At 67.6% G+C, this 13,188-nt stretch carries 18 protein-coding genes and 1 pseudogene; 10 read left to right on the top strand and 9 right to left on the bottom strand.

The annotated features are described in order from the left end of the window. The 4 genes from OIK44_RS25380 to OIK44_RS25365 all read right to left on the bottom strand — a co-directional run. Positions 1 to 225 (bottom strand): L-lactate permease (locus OIK44_RS25380; RefSeq protein WP_273675011.1); only part of this gene is annotated, 225 nt, incomplete at its 3' end. Positions 226 to 274: 49 nt separating this feature from the next. Beyond that, on the bottom strand, positions 275 to 1,720 hold the full coding sequence (locus OIK44_RS25375; RefSeq protein ID WP_273675010.1) for a LutB/LldF family L-lactate oxidation iron-sulfur protein: 1,446 nt from the start codon (positions 1,718 to 1,720) through the stop codon (positions 275 to 277). Then, positions 1,717 to 2,406, bottom strand: a complete 690-nt coding sequence (locus tag OIK44_RS25370) for a LutC/YkgG family protein (RefSeq protein WP_273675009.1) — start codon at positions 2,404 to 2,406, stop codon at positions 1,717 to 1,719. Before OIK44_RS25370 ends, OIK44_RS25375 begins: the two co-directional genes overlap by 4 nt. Continuing rightward, on the bottom strand, positions 2,403 to 3,176 hold the full coding sequence (locus tag OIK44_RS25365; RefSeq protein ID WP_273675008.1) for a (Fe-S)-binding protein: 774 nt from the start codon (positions 3,174 to 3,176) through the stop codon (positions 2,403 to 2,405). The genes OIK44_RS25370 and OIK44_RS25365 overlap by 4 nt, the downstream gene beginning before the upstream one ends. 142 nt (positions 3,177 to 3,318) lie before the next feature. Here OIK44_RS25365 and OIK44_RS25360 point away from each other — a divergent pair, with 142 nt between their 5' ends. Both OIK44_RS25360 and OIK44_RS25355 read left to right on the top strand, forming a co-directional pair. Next, positions 3,319 to 4,032 carry a FadR/GntR family transcriptional regulator gene (locus OIK44_RS25360; protein WP_273675007.1) on the top strand — a complete coding sequence of 238 codons (714 nt, stop codon included), beginning with the start codon at positions 3,319 to 3,321 and terminating at the stop codon, positions 4,030 to 4,032. Between the two features lie 205 nt (positions 4,033 to 4,237). Beyond that, entirely contained in the window at positions 4,238 to 5,146 is a 909-nt protein-coding gene (locus tag OIK44_RS25355) for a type 2 periplasmic-binding domain-containing protein (RefSeq protein WP_273675005.1), read from the top strand. Here the strand turns inward: OIK44_RS25355 and OIK44_RS25350 are convergent. Next, the gene (locus OIK44_RS25350) at positions 5,133 to 6,425 is read right to left on the bottom strand and encodes an alpha-hydroxy acid oxidase (RefSeq protein ID WP_420213889.1); all 1,293 of its coding nucleotides are present in this window, start codon (positions 6,423 to 6,425) and stop codon (positions 5,133 to 5,135) included. The genes OIK44_RS25355 and OIK44_RS25350 overlap by 14 nt on opposite strands. 76 nt (positions 6,426 to 6,501) lie before the next feature. On the opposite strand from OIK44_RS25350, the gene OIK44_RS25345 reads away from it, so the two are divergent. Then, a complete protein-coding gene (locus tag OIK44_RS25345; RefSeq protein ID WP_273675001.1) occupies positions 6,502 to 7,398 on the top strand; it encodes a LysR family transcriptional regulator in 897 nt (298 codons plus the stop codon). Between the two features lies 1 nt (position 7,399). On the opposite strand, the gene OIK44_RS25340 is transcribed toward OIK44_RS25345, so the two are convergent. After that, on the bottom strand, positions 7,400 to 7,765 hold the full coding sequence (locus OIK44_RS25340) for a carboxymuconolactone decarboxylase family protein (RefSeq protein WP_273674998.1): 366 nt from the start codon (positions 7,763 to 7,765) through the stop codon (positions 7,400 to 7,402). Between the two features lie 61 nt (positions 7,766 to 7,826). Here OIK44_RS25340 and OIK44_RS25335 point away from each other — a divergent pair, with 61 nt between their 5' ends. The 5 genes from OIK44_RS25335 to OIK44_RS25315 all read left to right on the top strand — a co-directional run bounded on the left by OIK44_RS25335 (position 7,827) and on the right by OIK44_RS25315 (position 10,820). Continuing rightward, positions 7,827 to 8,342, top strand: a complete 516-nt coding sequence (locus OIK44_RS25335) for a YeeE/YedE family protein (protein WP_273674996.1) — start codon at positions 7,827 to 7,829, stop codon at positions 8,340 to 8,342. Between the two features lie 9 nt (positions 8,343 to 8,351). Then, positions 8,352 to 8,774, top strand: coding sequence for a DUF6691 family protein (locus OIK44_RS25330; RefSeq protein WP_273674995.1), 423 nt, complete (start codon positions 8,352 to 8,354; stop codon positions 8,772 to 8,774). A 62-nt stretch (positions 8,775 to 8,836) separates the two neighbouring features. Beyond that, positions 8,837 to 9,358, top strand: coding sequence for a GNAT family N-acetyltransferase (locus tag OIK44_RS25325; protein ID WP_273674993.1), 522 nt, complete (start codon positions 8,837 to 8,839; stop codon positions 9,356 to 9,358). 2 nt (positions 9,359 to 9,360) lie between these two features. After that, positions 9,361 to 9,939 (top strand): helix-turn-helix domain-containing protein, encoded by a 579-nt coding sequence (locus tag OIK44_RS25320; protein ID WP_273674991.1) that lies wholly within the window; start codon positions 9,361 to 9,363, stop codon positions 9,937 to 9,939. 23 nt (positions 9,940 to 9,962) lie between these two features. Next, positions 9,963 to 10,820 (top strand): DMT family transporter, encoded by an 858-nt coding sequence (locus tag OIK44_RS25315; protein WP_273674989.1) that lies wholly within the window; start codon positions 9,963 to 9,965, stop codon positions 10,818 to 10,820. Here the strand turns inward: OIK44_RS25315 and OIK44_RS25310 are convergent. Further along, on the bottom strand, positions 10,817 to 11,044 hold the full coding sequence (locus OIK44_RS25310; protein ID WP_273674988.1) for a hypothetical protein: 228 nt from the start codon (positions 11,042 to 11,044) through the stop codon (positions 10,817 to 10,819). The two genes, OIK44_RS25315 and OIK44_RS25310, sit on opposite strands and share 4 nt — an antisense overlap. Positions 11,045 to 11,720: 676 nt before the next feature. On the opposite strand from OIK44_RS25310, the pseudogene OIK44_RS25305 reads away from it, so the two are divergent. Both OIK44_RS25305 and OIK44_RS25735 read left to right on the top strand, forming a co-directional pair. After that, positions 11,721 to 12,022 (top strand): annotated as a pseudogene (locus tag OIK44_RS25305) (type II toxin-antitoxin system HicB family antitoxin); the annotation flags it as partial. Beyond that, positions 11,999 to 12,103, top strand: coding sequence for a type II toxin-antitoxin system HicB family antitoxin (locus OIK44_RS25735; RefSeq protein WP_273675012.1), 105 nt, complete (start codon positions 11,999 to 12,001; stop codon positions 12,101 to 12,103). The pseudogene OIK44_RS25305 and the gene OIK44_RS25735, both read left to right, overlap by 24 nt. Before the next feature lie 106 nt (positions 12,104 to 12,209). Here OIK44_RS25735 and OIK44_RS25295 read toward each other — a convergent pair whose 3' ends face one another. Then, positions 12,210 to 12,647, bottom strand: coding sequence for a GNAT family N-acetyltransferase (locus OIK44_RS25295; protein WP_273674986.1), 438 nt, complete (start codon positions 12,645 to 12,647; stop codon positions 12,210 to 12,212). A 162-nt stretch (positions 12,648 to 12,809) separates the two neighbouring features. Beyond that, a partial coding sequence (locus OIK44_RS25290; RefSeq protein WP_273674985.1) for an integrase core domain-containing protein occupies positions 12,810 to 13,188 on the bottom strand: 379 nt, incomplete at its 5' end.

Genomic DNA, 13,188 nt, shown 5'->3' with positions numbered 1-13,188 from the left:
GTAGGCGAAGCCGTAGCCGGCCGCCGCCAGCGCCTGCGTCGCCGGCATGCCGTAGGCGAAGATGGCCACGCCGATGGCCAGCGCCAGCGTGACGGCCGCCGCCACGTGGCCCTTCAAGCGCAGTATCGCCAGCGCGATGAAGAAGAAAATGATGGGGATGGCGGCGGCCAGCGCCGACAGCCACAGGCTGCCGAGCGGGGTGTAGATCTGGTTCCAGGTTTGCATGGTGTCTCCTCCAGGTGCTGCTGTTTATGAAATTATTGTTATGGTGTGTTTACTCGGCCTGGCCGCGCTCGCGCAGCAACTCGGTCAGGCTGCGCGCGGCCGGTTTCAAAGGCTCGCGGTGCTGGGTCCAGCCCAGCTGATGCGACGGCGTCAGCGCGCGCAGCCGCGTCGCCGCCCAGCGGAACAGCCGGTAGCTGGCGGGGTGGGCGAAGGCGCCGCTCCAGAAGCGCCAGATGAGTTTTTCGCCGCGGCTGAATTTGGCGCCCTGGCCGCGCAGCGGATGCGCGACCCGCTCGTCCGGATTCCGGTTCGCCTCGGTGCGCAGGCGGATCAGCAGTTGCGGAATCGGGATGCGCACCGGGCACACTTCGCCGCAGGCGCCGCACAGGCTGGACGCCGTCGCCAGGTCGGCCGTCGCGTCCAGCCCCAGCAGGTGCGGCGAGATGATCTTGCCGATCGGCCCGGGATAAGTGGTGCCGTAGGCGTGGCCGCCGATGCGCGTGTAGACGGGGCAGTGGTTCATGCAGGCGCCGCAGCGTATGCATTGCAGCGTCGCGCGCAACTGCTCGTCGGCGTAAGCCTGGCTGCGGCCGTTGTCGAGCAGGACCAGGTGCAGCTCGCGCGGGCCGTCCAGCTCGCCCTCGCGGCGCGGCCCGGAAATCAGGTTGAAATAGGTGGTGATGGCCTGGCCGGTGGCCGAGCGCGTCAGCAGGCTGGCCAGCGGCACGATGTGCTCCAGCTTGGCGACGACCTTTTCCATGCCCATGATGGCGATGTGCACGTCCGGCACCGTCGTCGTCAGGCGGCCGTTGCCCTCGTTCTCGACCAGCCACAGCGTGCCGGTGTCGGCCGCCGCGAAGTTCACGCCGGACAGGCCGATCTCGGCGTCGACGAATTCCTGGCGCAGCGCCCGCCGGCCCGTCTGGATCAAGGCGTCGACGTCCTCGGTGTAGGTCGCCTCCGGGATGTGCCGCTCGAACAGGGCGGCGATGTCGGCGCGCGTCTTGTGAATCGCCGGCATGACGATGTGCGAGGGCTTCTCGCCGGCCATCTGGACGATGTACTCGCCCATGTCGGACTCGATGCAGGACACGCCGCGCCCGGCCAGGTAGTGGTTCAGCTCGATCTCCTCGCTGACCATCGACTTGCCCTTGATGATGCGGCTGGCCTGGTGCGCCGCGGCGATGCCGTGCACGATGGCGTTGGCCTGGGCGGCGTCCTCGGCCCAGTGCACGCGCACGCCGGCGGCGACCAGCTTGTCCTCCAGCTGCACCAGCAGCTCGGGCAGGCGCGCCAGCGCGTGCTGGCGCACGGCCTCGCCGAGGTCGCGCAACTGCTCCAGCTCGTCGCCGTCGGGGAACTGCGCGCCGCGCTTGGTCTGCAGGAAGTCCATCGCGCCGCGGAAGCTCTGGCGCAGCTTGGGGTCGTCCAGCGCGGCCCGGGCGCGCGCGTGGAAGTCGGCCGGCGCGACGAAATGCAGGGTGTTCGCGCTCATGCCGCCTCCCCGCCCACGATGACGAGCCACATCCAGCGCGGGCCATGGGCGCCGTAGGCCAGCGTTTGCTGAATGTCTGAAGTCTTCGACGGCCCCGACGCCAGCACCAGGTTGCTCGGCATGCCGCCGGCCCAGCCCTCGGCGCGGGCGGCCGCGTGCAAATCCGCGTGCAGCGTGTCGGCGTGGAGCAGCGCCACATGCAGCGGCGGCACCAACGAGGCCGTGCGCGGCGAGCCGGCGTCCGGCGCCAGCACCAGCGTGCCGGTGGCGGCGATGCCGGAGCGGGCCACCGTGAAGCCGGCGTCGACGCTGTCGAACAGCTCGGCCTTCCACTGCTCCAGCGGGCGGGCGAACGGCAGCGCCTCGACCGCCGCCGGCAAGGCGGACGCCAGCGCGGCGCCCTCGGCGCTGGCCGGGTCCAGCAGCAGGCGGCGCACGCCGTGGGCGGCCAGGCGTTCGGCCAGCTGCGCCGGCCAGGCGGCCGCGCCGGCGCACCAGACCTCGGCGTGCGAGGCCGTCAGCGCGGCCTGCATCGCCCGCACCAGTTGCGCGTTCGAGGCCGGCGCGCGGCGGCCGTCGTAATGGCTGTCGATGCGGCCGTCGAGTTCTTCCACCGGCACGGCCGGGACGGCGTGGGCGGCGCGCAGCCGGCCCAGCATGCGCTCGCGCGCGCCCATCGCGCTCATGCGGCCTCCCCGCCGCTGCGCCGCCACAGGAAACTGGCCATGTGTTCGACCTCCAGCGGCGCGCCCTTGCGGGCGGCGGCGTGGCCGATGTTCAGCAGGCAGCCGCAGTCGGCCGACACCAGCCGCTGCGCGCCGGTGGCGCAGGCCGAGGCGATCTTGTCGGCCACCATCGCGCCGGAAATGTCCGGGTGCTTCAGCGAGAAGGTGCCGCCGAAACCGCAGCACTCCGATTCGCGCTGGTGCTCGACGCGGCTCACGCCGGGCAGCGCGTCGAGCAGCTCGACGCCGTGCGCCCGCGTGCCCATTTCGCGCCGCGCCGCGCAGGAGGTGTGCAGCACCACCGTTTCCGGCGCCGGCGCCGGCGCGGCGGCGTAGTCGACCTTCAGCACGCGCAGCAGGAATTCGCTCAGTTCGTAGACGCGCCCCGCCAGCTCGGCCGCCTGCGGCCCGGCCACCGGATCGTCGGCAAACAACTGCGGCCAGTGGTGCCGCATCATGCCGGCGCAGGAGCCGGACGGCACGACGACGGGCCAGGGTTGGGCGAACAGCGCCAGCTGGGTGCGCGCCACCGCGCGCGCCTGCTGCGGATTGCCGCTGCTGTAGGCCGGCTGGCCGCAGCAGCTCTGGCCGCGCGGGAAATGCACGGTCAGGCCCTCGCGCTCCAGCAAACGGACGGCGTCCAGCCCGGCCTGCGGCACGAACAGGTCGACCAGGCAGGTGGCGAACAGATAGACCTCGGCCGGGGCCGGCGGATAGTGGCGTTGCTGCATGTCTCGCTCCTGAGGCGGCCCGGCCGGTGCGGCGGGCGCTGGTTTTTTATTTGGATGTATGATGCGTCCATCATTCCAGCTTCCCGATCCAAGCTCAAATTGGTCGGACCAGTGTGGAAGCGACACAACAAGGGAGAGCACGATGGCGGCAGGCATGCAGGCGCGGGGACAGGTCGAGGCGGTGATGCGCAAGCTGGAAGGCGCGCTGCTCGACGGCAGCCTGGCGGCCGGCGCGCGCCTGCCGTCCGAGCGCACGCTGGCCGGGCAATTCGCGGTGTCGCGCAACACCGTGCGCGAAGCCACCCAGCGCCTGGCCGCGCGCGGACTGGTGCGCAGCCGCCGCGGCGCCGGCGTCTTCGTCACCGACCAGCTGCGCACCGGCATCGCCTCGCCGTGGGGCCAGCTGGTCGCCGACCATCCGGCGCTGCGCGACGACATCCTGGAGTTCCGCCGCGTCCTGGAGGGGGCCACCGCCTACTTCGCGGCGCAGCGGGCCGACGCCGCCGACCGCGCGCGCATCGCCGCGCTGATGGCGGAGCTGGAACGGGCCCGCCGCGCCGACGACAAGGCCGGCGAGGCCAGCGCCGACGCCAGGCTGCACGAAGCCATCGCGCTGGCCTCGCACAACACCATGTTCCTGCACCTGCACACCAGCGTCATCGGCATGCTGCGCGAGCACATCACCATCAACGGCACCGGCCTGCGCGAAGCGGACGCCGACACCTCGGCGCATTTGCTGAACCAGCACCGCACCGTGTGCGAAGCGATCTGCGGCCAGCGCCCGGAGGAGGCGCGCACGGCCATGCAAAGCCACATCGACTTCGTCCGCAGCCGCGTCCAGCAGGACGACGATTGAGCGCGGATTGGTCCTACCAGCGGAAAATTCACGGCGCCGCCCGGCGCGCGCCGGCCGACAAAATACTTGATGTTTTGCCGGCCGGCGTGGCACACTCGGCATCTACCGCCACGTGATTCGTTTGCCCAAGCCCCCGGCATAGGAAAAACTGGCGGCGCCCGGTCCATTGCCGGGCATGGCCATCAAATTTTCCTGGGGTGTAGTAATGATGCAAGCAAGAGGACGCCGGCAAGGCGCCGTCTGGTTCGTGGTAATGGCGCTGCTGTCCGGCGCCGCGGCGGCGGGCGCCGCAACAACGACCGTAATCTATCCGCAGGCCGGATCGACGCTCGACAGCCGCTACGAATACGACTGGGAAGTGCTGCGCACGGCGCTGCAGAAAACCCAGGCACGCTTTGGCCCGTTCACGCTGCGCCAGGCAAGCGGCAACATGTCGCCGGCCCGCGTCAGCGAGGAACTGCTGGCGCCGAACGGCCGCGTCAACGTGCTGGTGCGCGCCACCTCGAACCAACTGGAACAGCAGTTCCTGCCCATCCGCATCCCGGTCGAACGCGGCCTGCTCGGCTACCGCGTCTTCCTCGTGCGCGCCGCCGACCTGCCGCGCTTCGCCGCCGTGCGCACCATCGACGACCTGCGCAAGCTGCGCGCCGGCCAGGGCAAGGATTGGGCCGACATCCCCATCCTGACGGCGGCCGGCGTGCCGGTCGTCGAGGGCACCTCCTACGAGGGCCTGTTCCCGATGCTCAAGGCGGGGCGCTTCGACTTCTTCTCGCGCTCCGCCGACGAGGCCCTGCGCGAGCACGACGAGCGCCACGCCAGCGTGCCCGAGCTGGCCGTCGAGCCGACGCTGCTGCTGCACTACGCGCTGCCGCGCTACTTCTTCGTGCGCCGCGACGCCGAAGGCCGGCACCTGGCCACGCGCATCGAGGCGGGGCTGGAAACGATGATACGCGACGGCTCGCTGAACGCGCTGTTCTACCGCTACAAGGGGCCGATGATAGAGCGCGCCGGCCTGCACAACCGGCGCGTGCTGCACATACCGAACCCGAACCTGCCGCCGCTGACGCCGCTGGCGCGGCGCGAGCTGTGGTACGACCCGCTCAGCGGGAAGTAAGCCCGCCGCTAGACGCCGGCGCGGCAGGCCGGCACAGCAACTGCCCCACCCCCACCTGCCCGCAAGCCGTCACGCCCAGCATCGCCATGTTGCGGTCGACCTCGTCGCGCAGCAGGCCGATCGCATGCGCCACGCCGGCCTGCCCGGCGGCGGCGGCCGCGTAGTTGAACGGCCGCCCGACGAAGACGCAGCGGGCGCCCAGCGCCAACGCCTTCAGCACGTCGCCGCCACGGCGCACGCCGCTGTCCATCATCACGGGGAAATCGCCGACGGCCGCGACGATCTCCGGCAGCACGCGCAGCGGCGCGGCGGCGCCGTCGAGCTGGCGCCCGCCATGGTTCGAGACGATGATGCCGTCCACGCCGGCGTCGCGGGCGCGCAGCGCGTCTTCGGCGCACAGGATGCCCTTGATAATCAGCGTGCCCTGCCACTGGCGGCGGATGCGCGCGACATGCTCCCAGCTCAGGTGGTCGCGCGCGGAAAAATCGCGCAGCACATTCGAGGAAATGATGGGCGCGCCGCGCGTGGCGAAAGAGTTCTCGAAATGCGGCATGCCGTGCGCGCACAGCGTGCGCAGCAGCACGCCGAGCAGCCAGCGCGGGCGCAGCAAGCCGTCGCAGGCCAGCCGCAGGCTGGGGCGCAGCGGCGTCGAAAAGCCCGTGCGCAGATTGTTTTCGCGGTTCGCCGCCACCGGAATGTCGACCGTCAGCACCAGCGTCGCAAAGCCCGCCTTGGCCACCCGCGCCAGCAGCGCGTCGATGCGCGCCGGGTCGCCCGGCAGATACGCCTGGAACCAGGTGTCGGGCGCCTGCCGCGCCACTTCCTCCATCGGGATCAGCGAGGTTCCGCTGAGGATGGCGGGAATATTGGCCTGCTGGGCGGCGCGCGCCAGCACCACGTCGCCCCGGTAAGCCGACAGGGCGCTGATGCCCATCGGCGCGATGCCGAACGGCGAGGCGTAGCGGCGGCCGAACAACTCCACCTGCTGGCTGCGCCGCGACACGTCCACCAGCACGCGCGTCTTGAAGGCGTAGTCGTCGAAGGCGGCGCGGTTCTCGCGCAGCGAGGCGTTGTTCTCGGCGGCGCCGGCGATGTAGCCGAAGATGGGCCGCGGCAGGCGGCGCCGCGCCAGCGCCTCGAAGTCGTCGAGCGAGAGCACGCGGCGCAATGCGCGCGGCGGCGCGGCGCTCGCTTGCGGGGCTGCGGCGGGCGCGTTCAGGTGCGGGGATTGGGCCACGGTGCTTCTCCTGTCTCGTCTCGGTATGGGGCTGACAGGCATGGTAAGGGCTGAACTAGGCGCTGAAAAGCGAATTTACTTCCAATTCTTATTTCGCTTTTTTGCTACACTGTGCCGTATGACCCTGAAACAACTCGAAGCGTTTTACGCCGCCGCCACCTGCGCCAGCTTCGCCGTCGCGGCGCAGCGCCTGCACCTGTCGATTTCCTCGCTGTCGAAGCGCATCGCCGAACTGGAACTGTCGCTGGGCGAAACGCTGTTCGACCGCGGCGGCCACCGCGCCGCGCTGACGACGGCCGGCCACCGCCTGCTGCCGCACGCCGCCGACGTGCTGGCCTCGGCCGAACGGCTGACGGCCTCGCTGGGCAAGGAGGCGGGCATGCGCGGACGCTGCCGCTTCGGCGTCGGCGAGCTGGCGGCGCTGACCTGGCTGCCGGCGCTGCTGCGCGCGGCCGGCTCGGCCTATCCGCAACTGGCGCTGGAACCGTATGTCGACATCGGCACGGTGCTGGAGCGGGGCGTCGGCGCCGGCGAACTCGACTTCGCCGTCGTCGCCGGGCGCTCCTCGCGCAGCGCGCTGGCCTCGCAGACGATAGGCCAGGCGCGCTTCCTGTGGGTGGCGTCCGGCCGGGCCGCGCGCGCCGGCGCGGACGTCGCCGCGCTGCTGCGCGAACTGCCGCTGGTCACCCTGCACGTGGGCGCCGGCACCACCCGCATCCTCGACGAATGGCTGACGCAGCAGCAGGTAACGGCGGAGCGCCGGCTGACCTGCAACGGCTGGGGCGCGGTGGCGGGCATGCTGGCCGACGGCATCGGCGTCGGCTTCCTGCCGGAGGGCTGGGCGCGCGCGCTGGCGCAGCGCGGCCAGTTGCGCATCCTCGACGGCGCGCCGGAGCTGGCGCCGCTGCACTACGCCTGCCAGTGGCGCCGCGACGACCCGCGCCTGCTGGTCGGCGCCATGCGCGACCTGGTGGCGCGCGTGGCCGACTTCTCCGCCACCAGCGCGCTGTTCTGAATCAGGCGGCCGGCGCGGCGGCGGTGAATTCCGCGTAGGCCGCCATGGCGTTGGCCGAATACATCAGCGACGGCCCGCCGCCCATGTAGATGGCCATGGCCAGCGCCTCCTCCAGCTCGGCCTTGCTGGTGCCCAGCTTGACCAGCGCCTGCACGTGGAAGCCGATGCAGGCGTCGCAGTGGGCCGCCACGCCGAGGGCGATGGCGATCAATTCCTTGGTTTTCTTGTCGAGGGCGCCGTCGCGCGTGGCCGCCCGCGCCAGTTCGCTGAAGCCCTTCATGACGTCGGGGATGTCCTGGCGCAGCGTGGCCAGGTGCGAGGAGACGGTTTGGGTCAGGTCGGTGTAACTGGTGGGCGTGCTGCTCATGGTAATCCTTGCATGGTGAGGTGGGAAAGCGCCGGCGGCGGCAAAAAATACTATTAATATATTGATTTACATTATATTGTTCAGTATATTGAAGTCAACGCGTATCGCCCGCAAACAACGTCGCAGATCAAGGAAAACACCCATGAGCATAGACTGGAACGCCTTCACCCCCTGGTCCGCCCTGCTCGGCGGCGTGCTGATCGGCGTGGCCGCCGCCATGCTGGTGCTGCTCAACGGCCGCATCGCCGGCATCAGCGGCATCGTCGGCGGCTTGCTGCGGCCGGCGCGCGGCGACATCGGCTGGCGCCTGGCCTTCCTCGCCGGCCTGATTGGCGCGCCGCTGGCATACGCGCTGTTCCAGGCCCTGCCCACCGTGCAGATCGACGCCGGCAACGGCACCCTGCTCGCCGCCGGCCTGCTCGTCGGCGTCGGCACCCGCTACGGCGCCGGCTGCACCAGCGGCCACGGCGTCTGCGGCCTGTCGCGGCTGTCGCCGCGCTCCGCCGTCGCCACCGCGATGTTCATGGCCGCCGGCTTCGCCACGGTGTTCGTGCTGCGCCACCTGCTCGCCGCCTGAGGGGACGCCATGTTGAACCTCGCAGCCTTGCTGGCCGGCCTCGTATTCGGGCTGGGCCTGATCGTCTCCGGCATGGCCAATCCGGCCAAGATACTCGGCTTCCTCGACCTGGCCGGCGCCTGGGACCCGTCGCTGATGCTGGTGATGGGCGGCGCCACGGTCGTCGGCCTGTTCGCCTTCCGCGCCGCGCGCCAACGCAGCACCTCCCTGCTGGGCGCCGCCATCGTCCTGCCCGCCGCGACGCGGATCGAGCCGCGCCTGGCGCTGGGGTCGGCGCTGTTCGGCATCGGCTGGGGCACCGCCGGCTTCTGCCCCGGCCCGGCGCTGGTCGGCCTCGGCATGGGACAGCCGAAAGCCCTGCTATTCGTCGGCGCCATGCTCGCCGGCATGGCCTTGTTCGAGCTGATCGAGGCGCGCCGCCGCCGAAAATAGTTTACCAAAGGAGATGCATCGTCTACCATAGTGGAACAACACATTCCACGCAAAGGCCGGCTATGCAACTCGTCATGTGCACGGAGGAGCGCCACGCGGCGGCCATCCTCGCCATCTTCAACGACGCCATCGTCAACTCGACCGCCTTATACGACTACCGGCCGCGCGCGCCCGAAACGATGGGGCCGTGGTTCGCGGCCAAGAACGGCAACAACTTCCCCGTCATCGGCTACGAGGACGACGACGGCCGCCTGGTGGCCTTCGCCAGCTACGGCGCCTTCCGCGCCTTCCCCGCCTTCAAATACAGCGTCGAGCACTCGATCTACGTGCACAAGGACCACCGCGGCGCGGGCCTGGGCCGCAAGCTGCTGGAAGAACTCATCGAAGTGGCCCGCGCGCGCGACGTGCACACGCTGGTCGGCGCCATCGACGCCGCCAACGGCGGCAGCATCGCCCTGCACACCCAGTTGGGCTTCCAGCACGCCGGCACGATACGCCAGGCCGGCTTCAAATTCGGCCGCTGGCTCGACCTGGCGTTCTACCAGCTGACGCTGGAAACGCCGCTGCACCCGGTCGACGGCTGAACATGGCCGACACCGCCCTCCCCGCGCCGCCCGACCCCACCCAGGCGATCGCCCAGCGCATCCGGCTCGAACGCGCCGAGCGCAGCTGGTCCCTCAGCGAACTGGCGGAACGCTCCGGCGTGTCGAAAGCCATGATCAGCAAGATCGAGCGCGGCGAGGCCAGCCCCACGGCCACCGTGCTGGGGCGCCTGTCGGGCGCGCTGGGCCTGGCGCTGTCGCAACTGCTGGCGCTGGCCGAGCAATCCGGCAAGCGCGTCAGCCGGCGCGGCGAACAAGTGGTGTGGCGCGATCCGGAAACGGGTTACACGCGGCGGCTGATCTCGCCGCCCGGCGGCGGCGTGCTGGAGCACCTGGAAATCGAGCTGCCACCGCAAGTGCGCGTGCCCTATCCGGCCAGCGCCTTCGCCTTCCACCACGAACAAATCATCGTCATGCAGGGCACGCTGGTATTCATCGAAGGCGCGCTCGAACATCGCCTGGAGGCCGGCGACTGCCTGCAACTGGGCTCGCCCGAGGACTGCACCTTCCACAACCCCGGCAACGCGCCCTGCCGCTACCTGATCGCCTTGGTGCGGCGCTGAATTGTGGATACCAGGATCAGCGCGTGAACAACAAGCCGAGTGGAATAAGCCTGGGTTCGGGCTGGATGGTCGTGGCCGCCCTATGCTTCGCCCTGATGAGCGCCTGCGTCAAACTGGGCGCGGGCAGCTTCGGCTCGGTCGAACTGCTGTTCTGGCGCACCAGCATCGGCGCATTGGCGCTGGGCGGCGCGATGGCCTGGCGCCGCCAGACGCCGTGGACGCCGAACTGGGCCGCGCACGCCCGCCGCAGCTTGGTCGGCTACCTCGCCCTGCTGGCGACGTTTTACGCGCTGATCCACCTGCCGCTGTCGACCGCCGTCACGCTCAGCTACACCTCGTCGCTGGCCTTCGCCTTGCTGTGCATCGTCAAACTGCGCGAACGCCCCACGGCGCCGATGCTACTGGCCCTGGCGCTGGGCTTCATCGGCATCGTGCTGCTGCTGCGCCCCTCGCTGACGTCGGCGCAATGGATCGCCGCGATGGTCGGGCTGGCCTCCGGCGTGCTGGGCGGCGTCACCCTGCTGCAGGTGTGCGAGCTGGGGGTGCTGGGCGAACCGTCGTGGCGCACCGTGTTCTGGTTCTTCGCCATCTCCAGCGCCTTTGGCTTGGCATGGCTGGTCGCCGGGCCGGGGTTTTCGCCCGTCACGGCCGGCAACGTCTGGCCGCTGCTGGGCGTCGGCGTGTTCGGCATGCTCGGGCAATTGACGATGACGCACGCCTACCAGCAGGGCCGCAAATACCTGGTGGCCAGCTTCGCCTACCTGACCGTGGTGTTTTCCGCGCTGCTCGGCGTCTGCCTGTGGGGCGACGCCCTGAACTGGGAAGCGGCGCTGGCCATGCTGCTGATCGTCGGCTCCGGCCTGCTGGCGGCGCGCCGCTAATCCATGCGCTTGAGGCGCTGGCCGTATACGCACCAGGTGCAATCGACGCCGTCGACGACGCCACGCAGCACCCAGCCGTTGCCGATCTTCTCCACCGTCACCTCGCCGCCCAGCTCGACCGCCAGACGCTCGGCCCACAGCGAGGCCGAGCCGCGCCCTTTGAACAATTCATTTCCATCCACGATGATGGTGGCATCAAAAACAGGCATTGCAAATATGGTCATTGTCATTCTTCCTTGTTGGTTCTCTTGATCGGTAAGGGCATGCTCGCGCCGGCGGCCGCTGAACGGATTATCATGATGGCCGGGCGGCGCAGAAATAGAAAAGGCCGGATCTCTCCAGCCTTCGCGAACTTCCAACCCATTGCACCCCATCCGGGACGGCAGAGTAAACGCAGCCCGTAACGATAAGGGATCTTCATGTACGGCGATAATATACAGCACCTACGGGCCGTTTGCATTGCCCCATGAAGCTGCCGATCCCGGTCTGCTCGATCTTCGCCACGGCCAAGCCTCCTCGGTGATGCCCAGCTTTACCTATTCGCAAGACCGCGACCTAATCCCGCATGAAGTGGTAAGCGCCACTGTCGATGGCGCGACACCTGTTCGAGCCTGGCGCGAATACCTCAAGCTCACCCAGGCCGAAGTGGCGGCACGCATTGGCATTTTCCCAACCCTCTTATGCGAAGCAGGAGGCAAATGATGCGCTGCACAGGCCCACAATCGGAAAAATCGCCAAGACGCTGGGAATCGCCGTTGAGCAACTGGGCTTCTAATTCACGTTGTCAGCGCTGCGCGGGTCCCTGCCCCGTATACTGCCGCCAGCGGCAAAGGTTGCGCCTCTACAATTACCTGATTGGCGCTGTAAATTCGATACTGCTGAGTTAAAGTGAGGCCACAAATGTTATATCCGCTCTATGTATGGAAGGATACCGAAAGCGCCTATGGCGCTTCGTTTCCTGATCTGCCTGGCGTCAATACTGCAGCCGATGAACTGCACGATATAAATAAATCCGCCCAAGAAGCTGTTGAGACGATGTATGAGGGGGAGGAAAATATTCCTGTCGCTTCCGCCATCGAGAAATGGACAAGCGATCCGGATTATGCTGACGGCTTTTGGATGCTGGTTAATATTGACCTGTCGAAAGTCAGCACAAATCGGCACGCTTGAATATTTCGTTGCCGGAAAGCCTGCTACGAGATATCGACCTATTGGCAAAATCGCACCACCTCACGCGCTCAGGCTTCCTGGCCCAGGCGGCCAAGAAGGTGATGGCGGAGTAAACAATGAGCCTGCGGCCGTATGAACTGAGCCCCAAAGCATCATTATTTTGCAGAGGCCGTCCGTTGTTAGCCGATCTCTGCCGGGGCCGGACTCGTCCCGAAGTGGTCATTTCATCACGATGAAACTAGATGATGGGATGGTAGAAAATGATTTCCGGATCGCCTTCATCAAGATTGTCGATATGGCCACTCGGTTTAAAGCCCAATTTAGCAAACAACATCTGCATTGCTTCATTGGAGGCATTGGTTGAGCTAAATATCTTCGAAGCTGGGATAAGGGATTGAACATGCTTGATGATTTCCCCCCCAATCCCTGACGACGAAACGCTTCACCTACCATCACCATCTCGATAAACGGATGCCCAAAGAACTGACTGGTTAGGACGCCATAGGCGGCAACCCTGCCATTTGCCTCGGCGACATAGCAACGGGCTGATGTGAGCCAGTCACGAATTTGGTTCCTCCGCTCAGAACTCCCCTTAGCAACGGTGTCTATGGCGCAAAGCACCTCGTAGTCATCAATGGTCGCCGACCGAATGTTCATATCCCATCCCACTAAAGCGCTACACGCTTTAGCGCCTCATATTAGTGCTGGCTGCCGCGCCCGCAATGGCCGCTTGTAGTCAGACCGAGCCTCAATGATTGTTGTCGCCAATGGCCGCTGGGCATGACTCTGCCAGAATTGGCCACCGAGGCACATCTTTAACTAAATGTCCAGTCCCGTTTGATCATAGACGCGTTTAACGAATAATTCCGGCTTTCGATCCTGCCATTCTTTGAGCGCCTGAATGGGCGTTTTGGTGCCGATGGCGCGTTGGGGAATGTGGTGATTGTAAAGCTTCAGGTAGTTGAGCAAAGTCGCCTCCAGGTCAGCCCGGCTATCGAAGCGGGTTTGCTGCAGCAGTTCGCTGATGCGGCCGTTGAAGCGCTCCACCATGCTGTTCGTTTTTGGGTGGCGAGGTGGCGCCAAACGATGCTCGATTTCCATGCCGGCGCACACCTTGTCGAAAGCATGCTGGCCGCTTGGCTTCTTGTCCTTCATGGCGAAGCGGTCGGTGAATTGCGAGCCGTTGTCGGTCAGAATC

The organism is Janthinobacterium fluminis (genome assembly GCF_028595325.1).
In the GTDB taxonomy this organism is placed as follows: domain Bacteria; phylum Pseudomonadota; class Gammaproteobacteria; order Burkholderiales; family Burkholderiaceae_D; genus Janthinobacterium; species Janthinobacterium fluminis.
The sequence above is the reverse complement of the archived record's forward strand: the minus strand, read 5'-3'. Positions and strand labels throughout refer to the sequence as shown.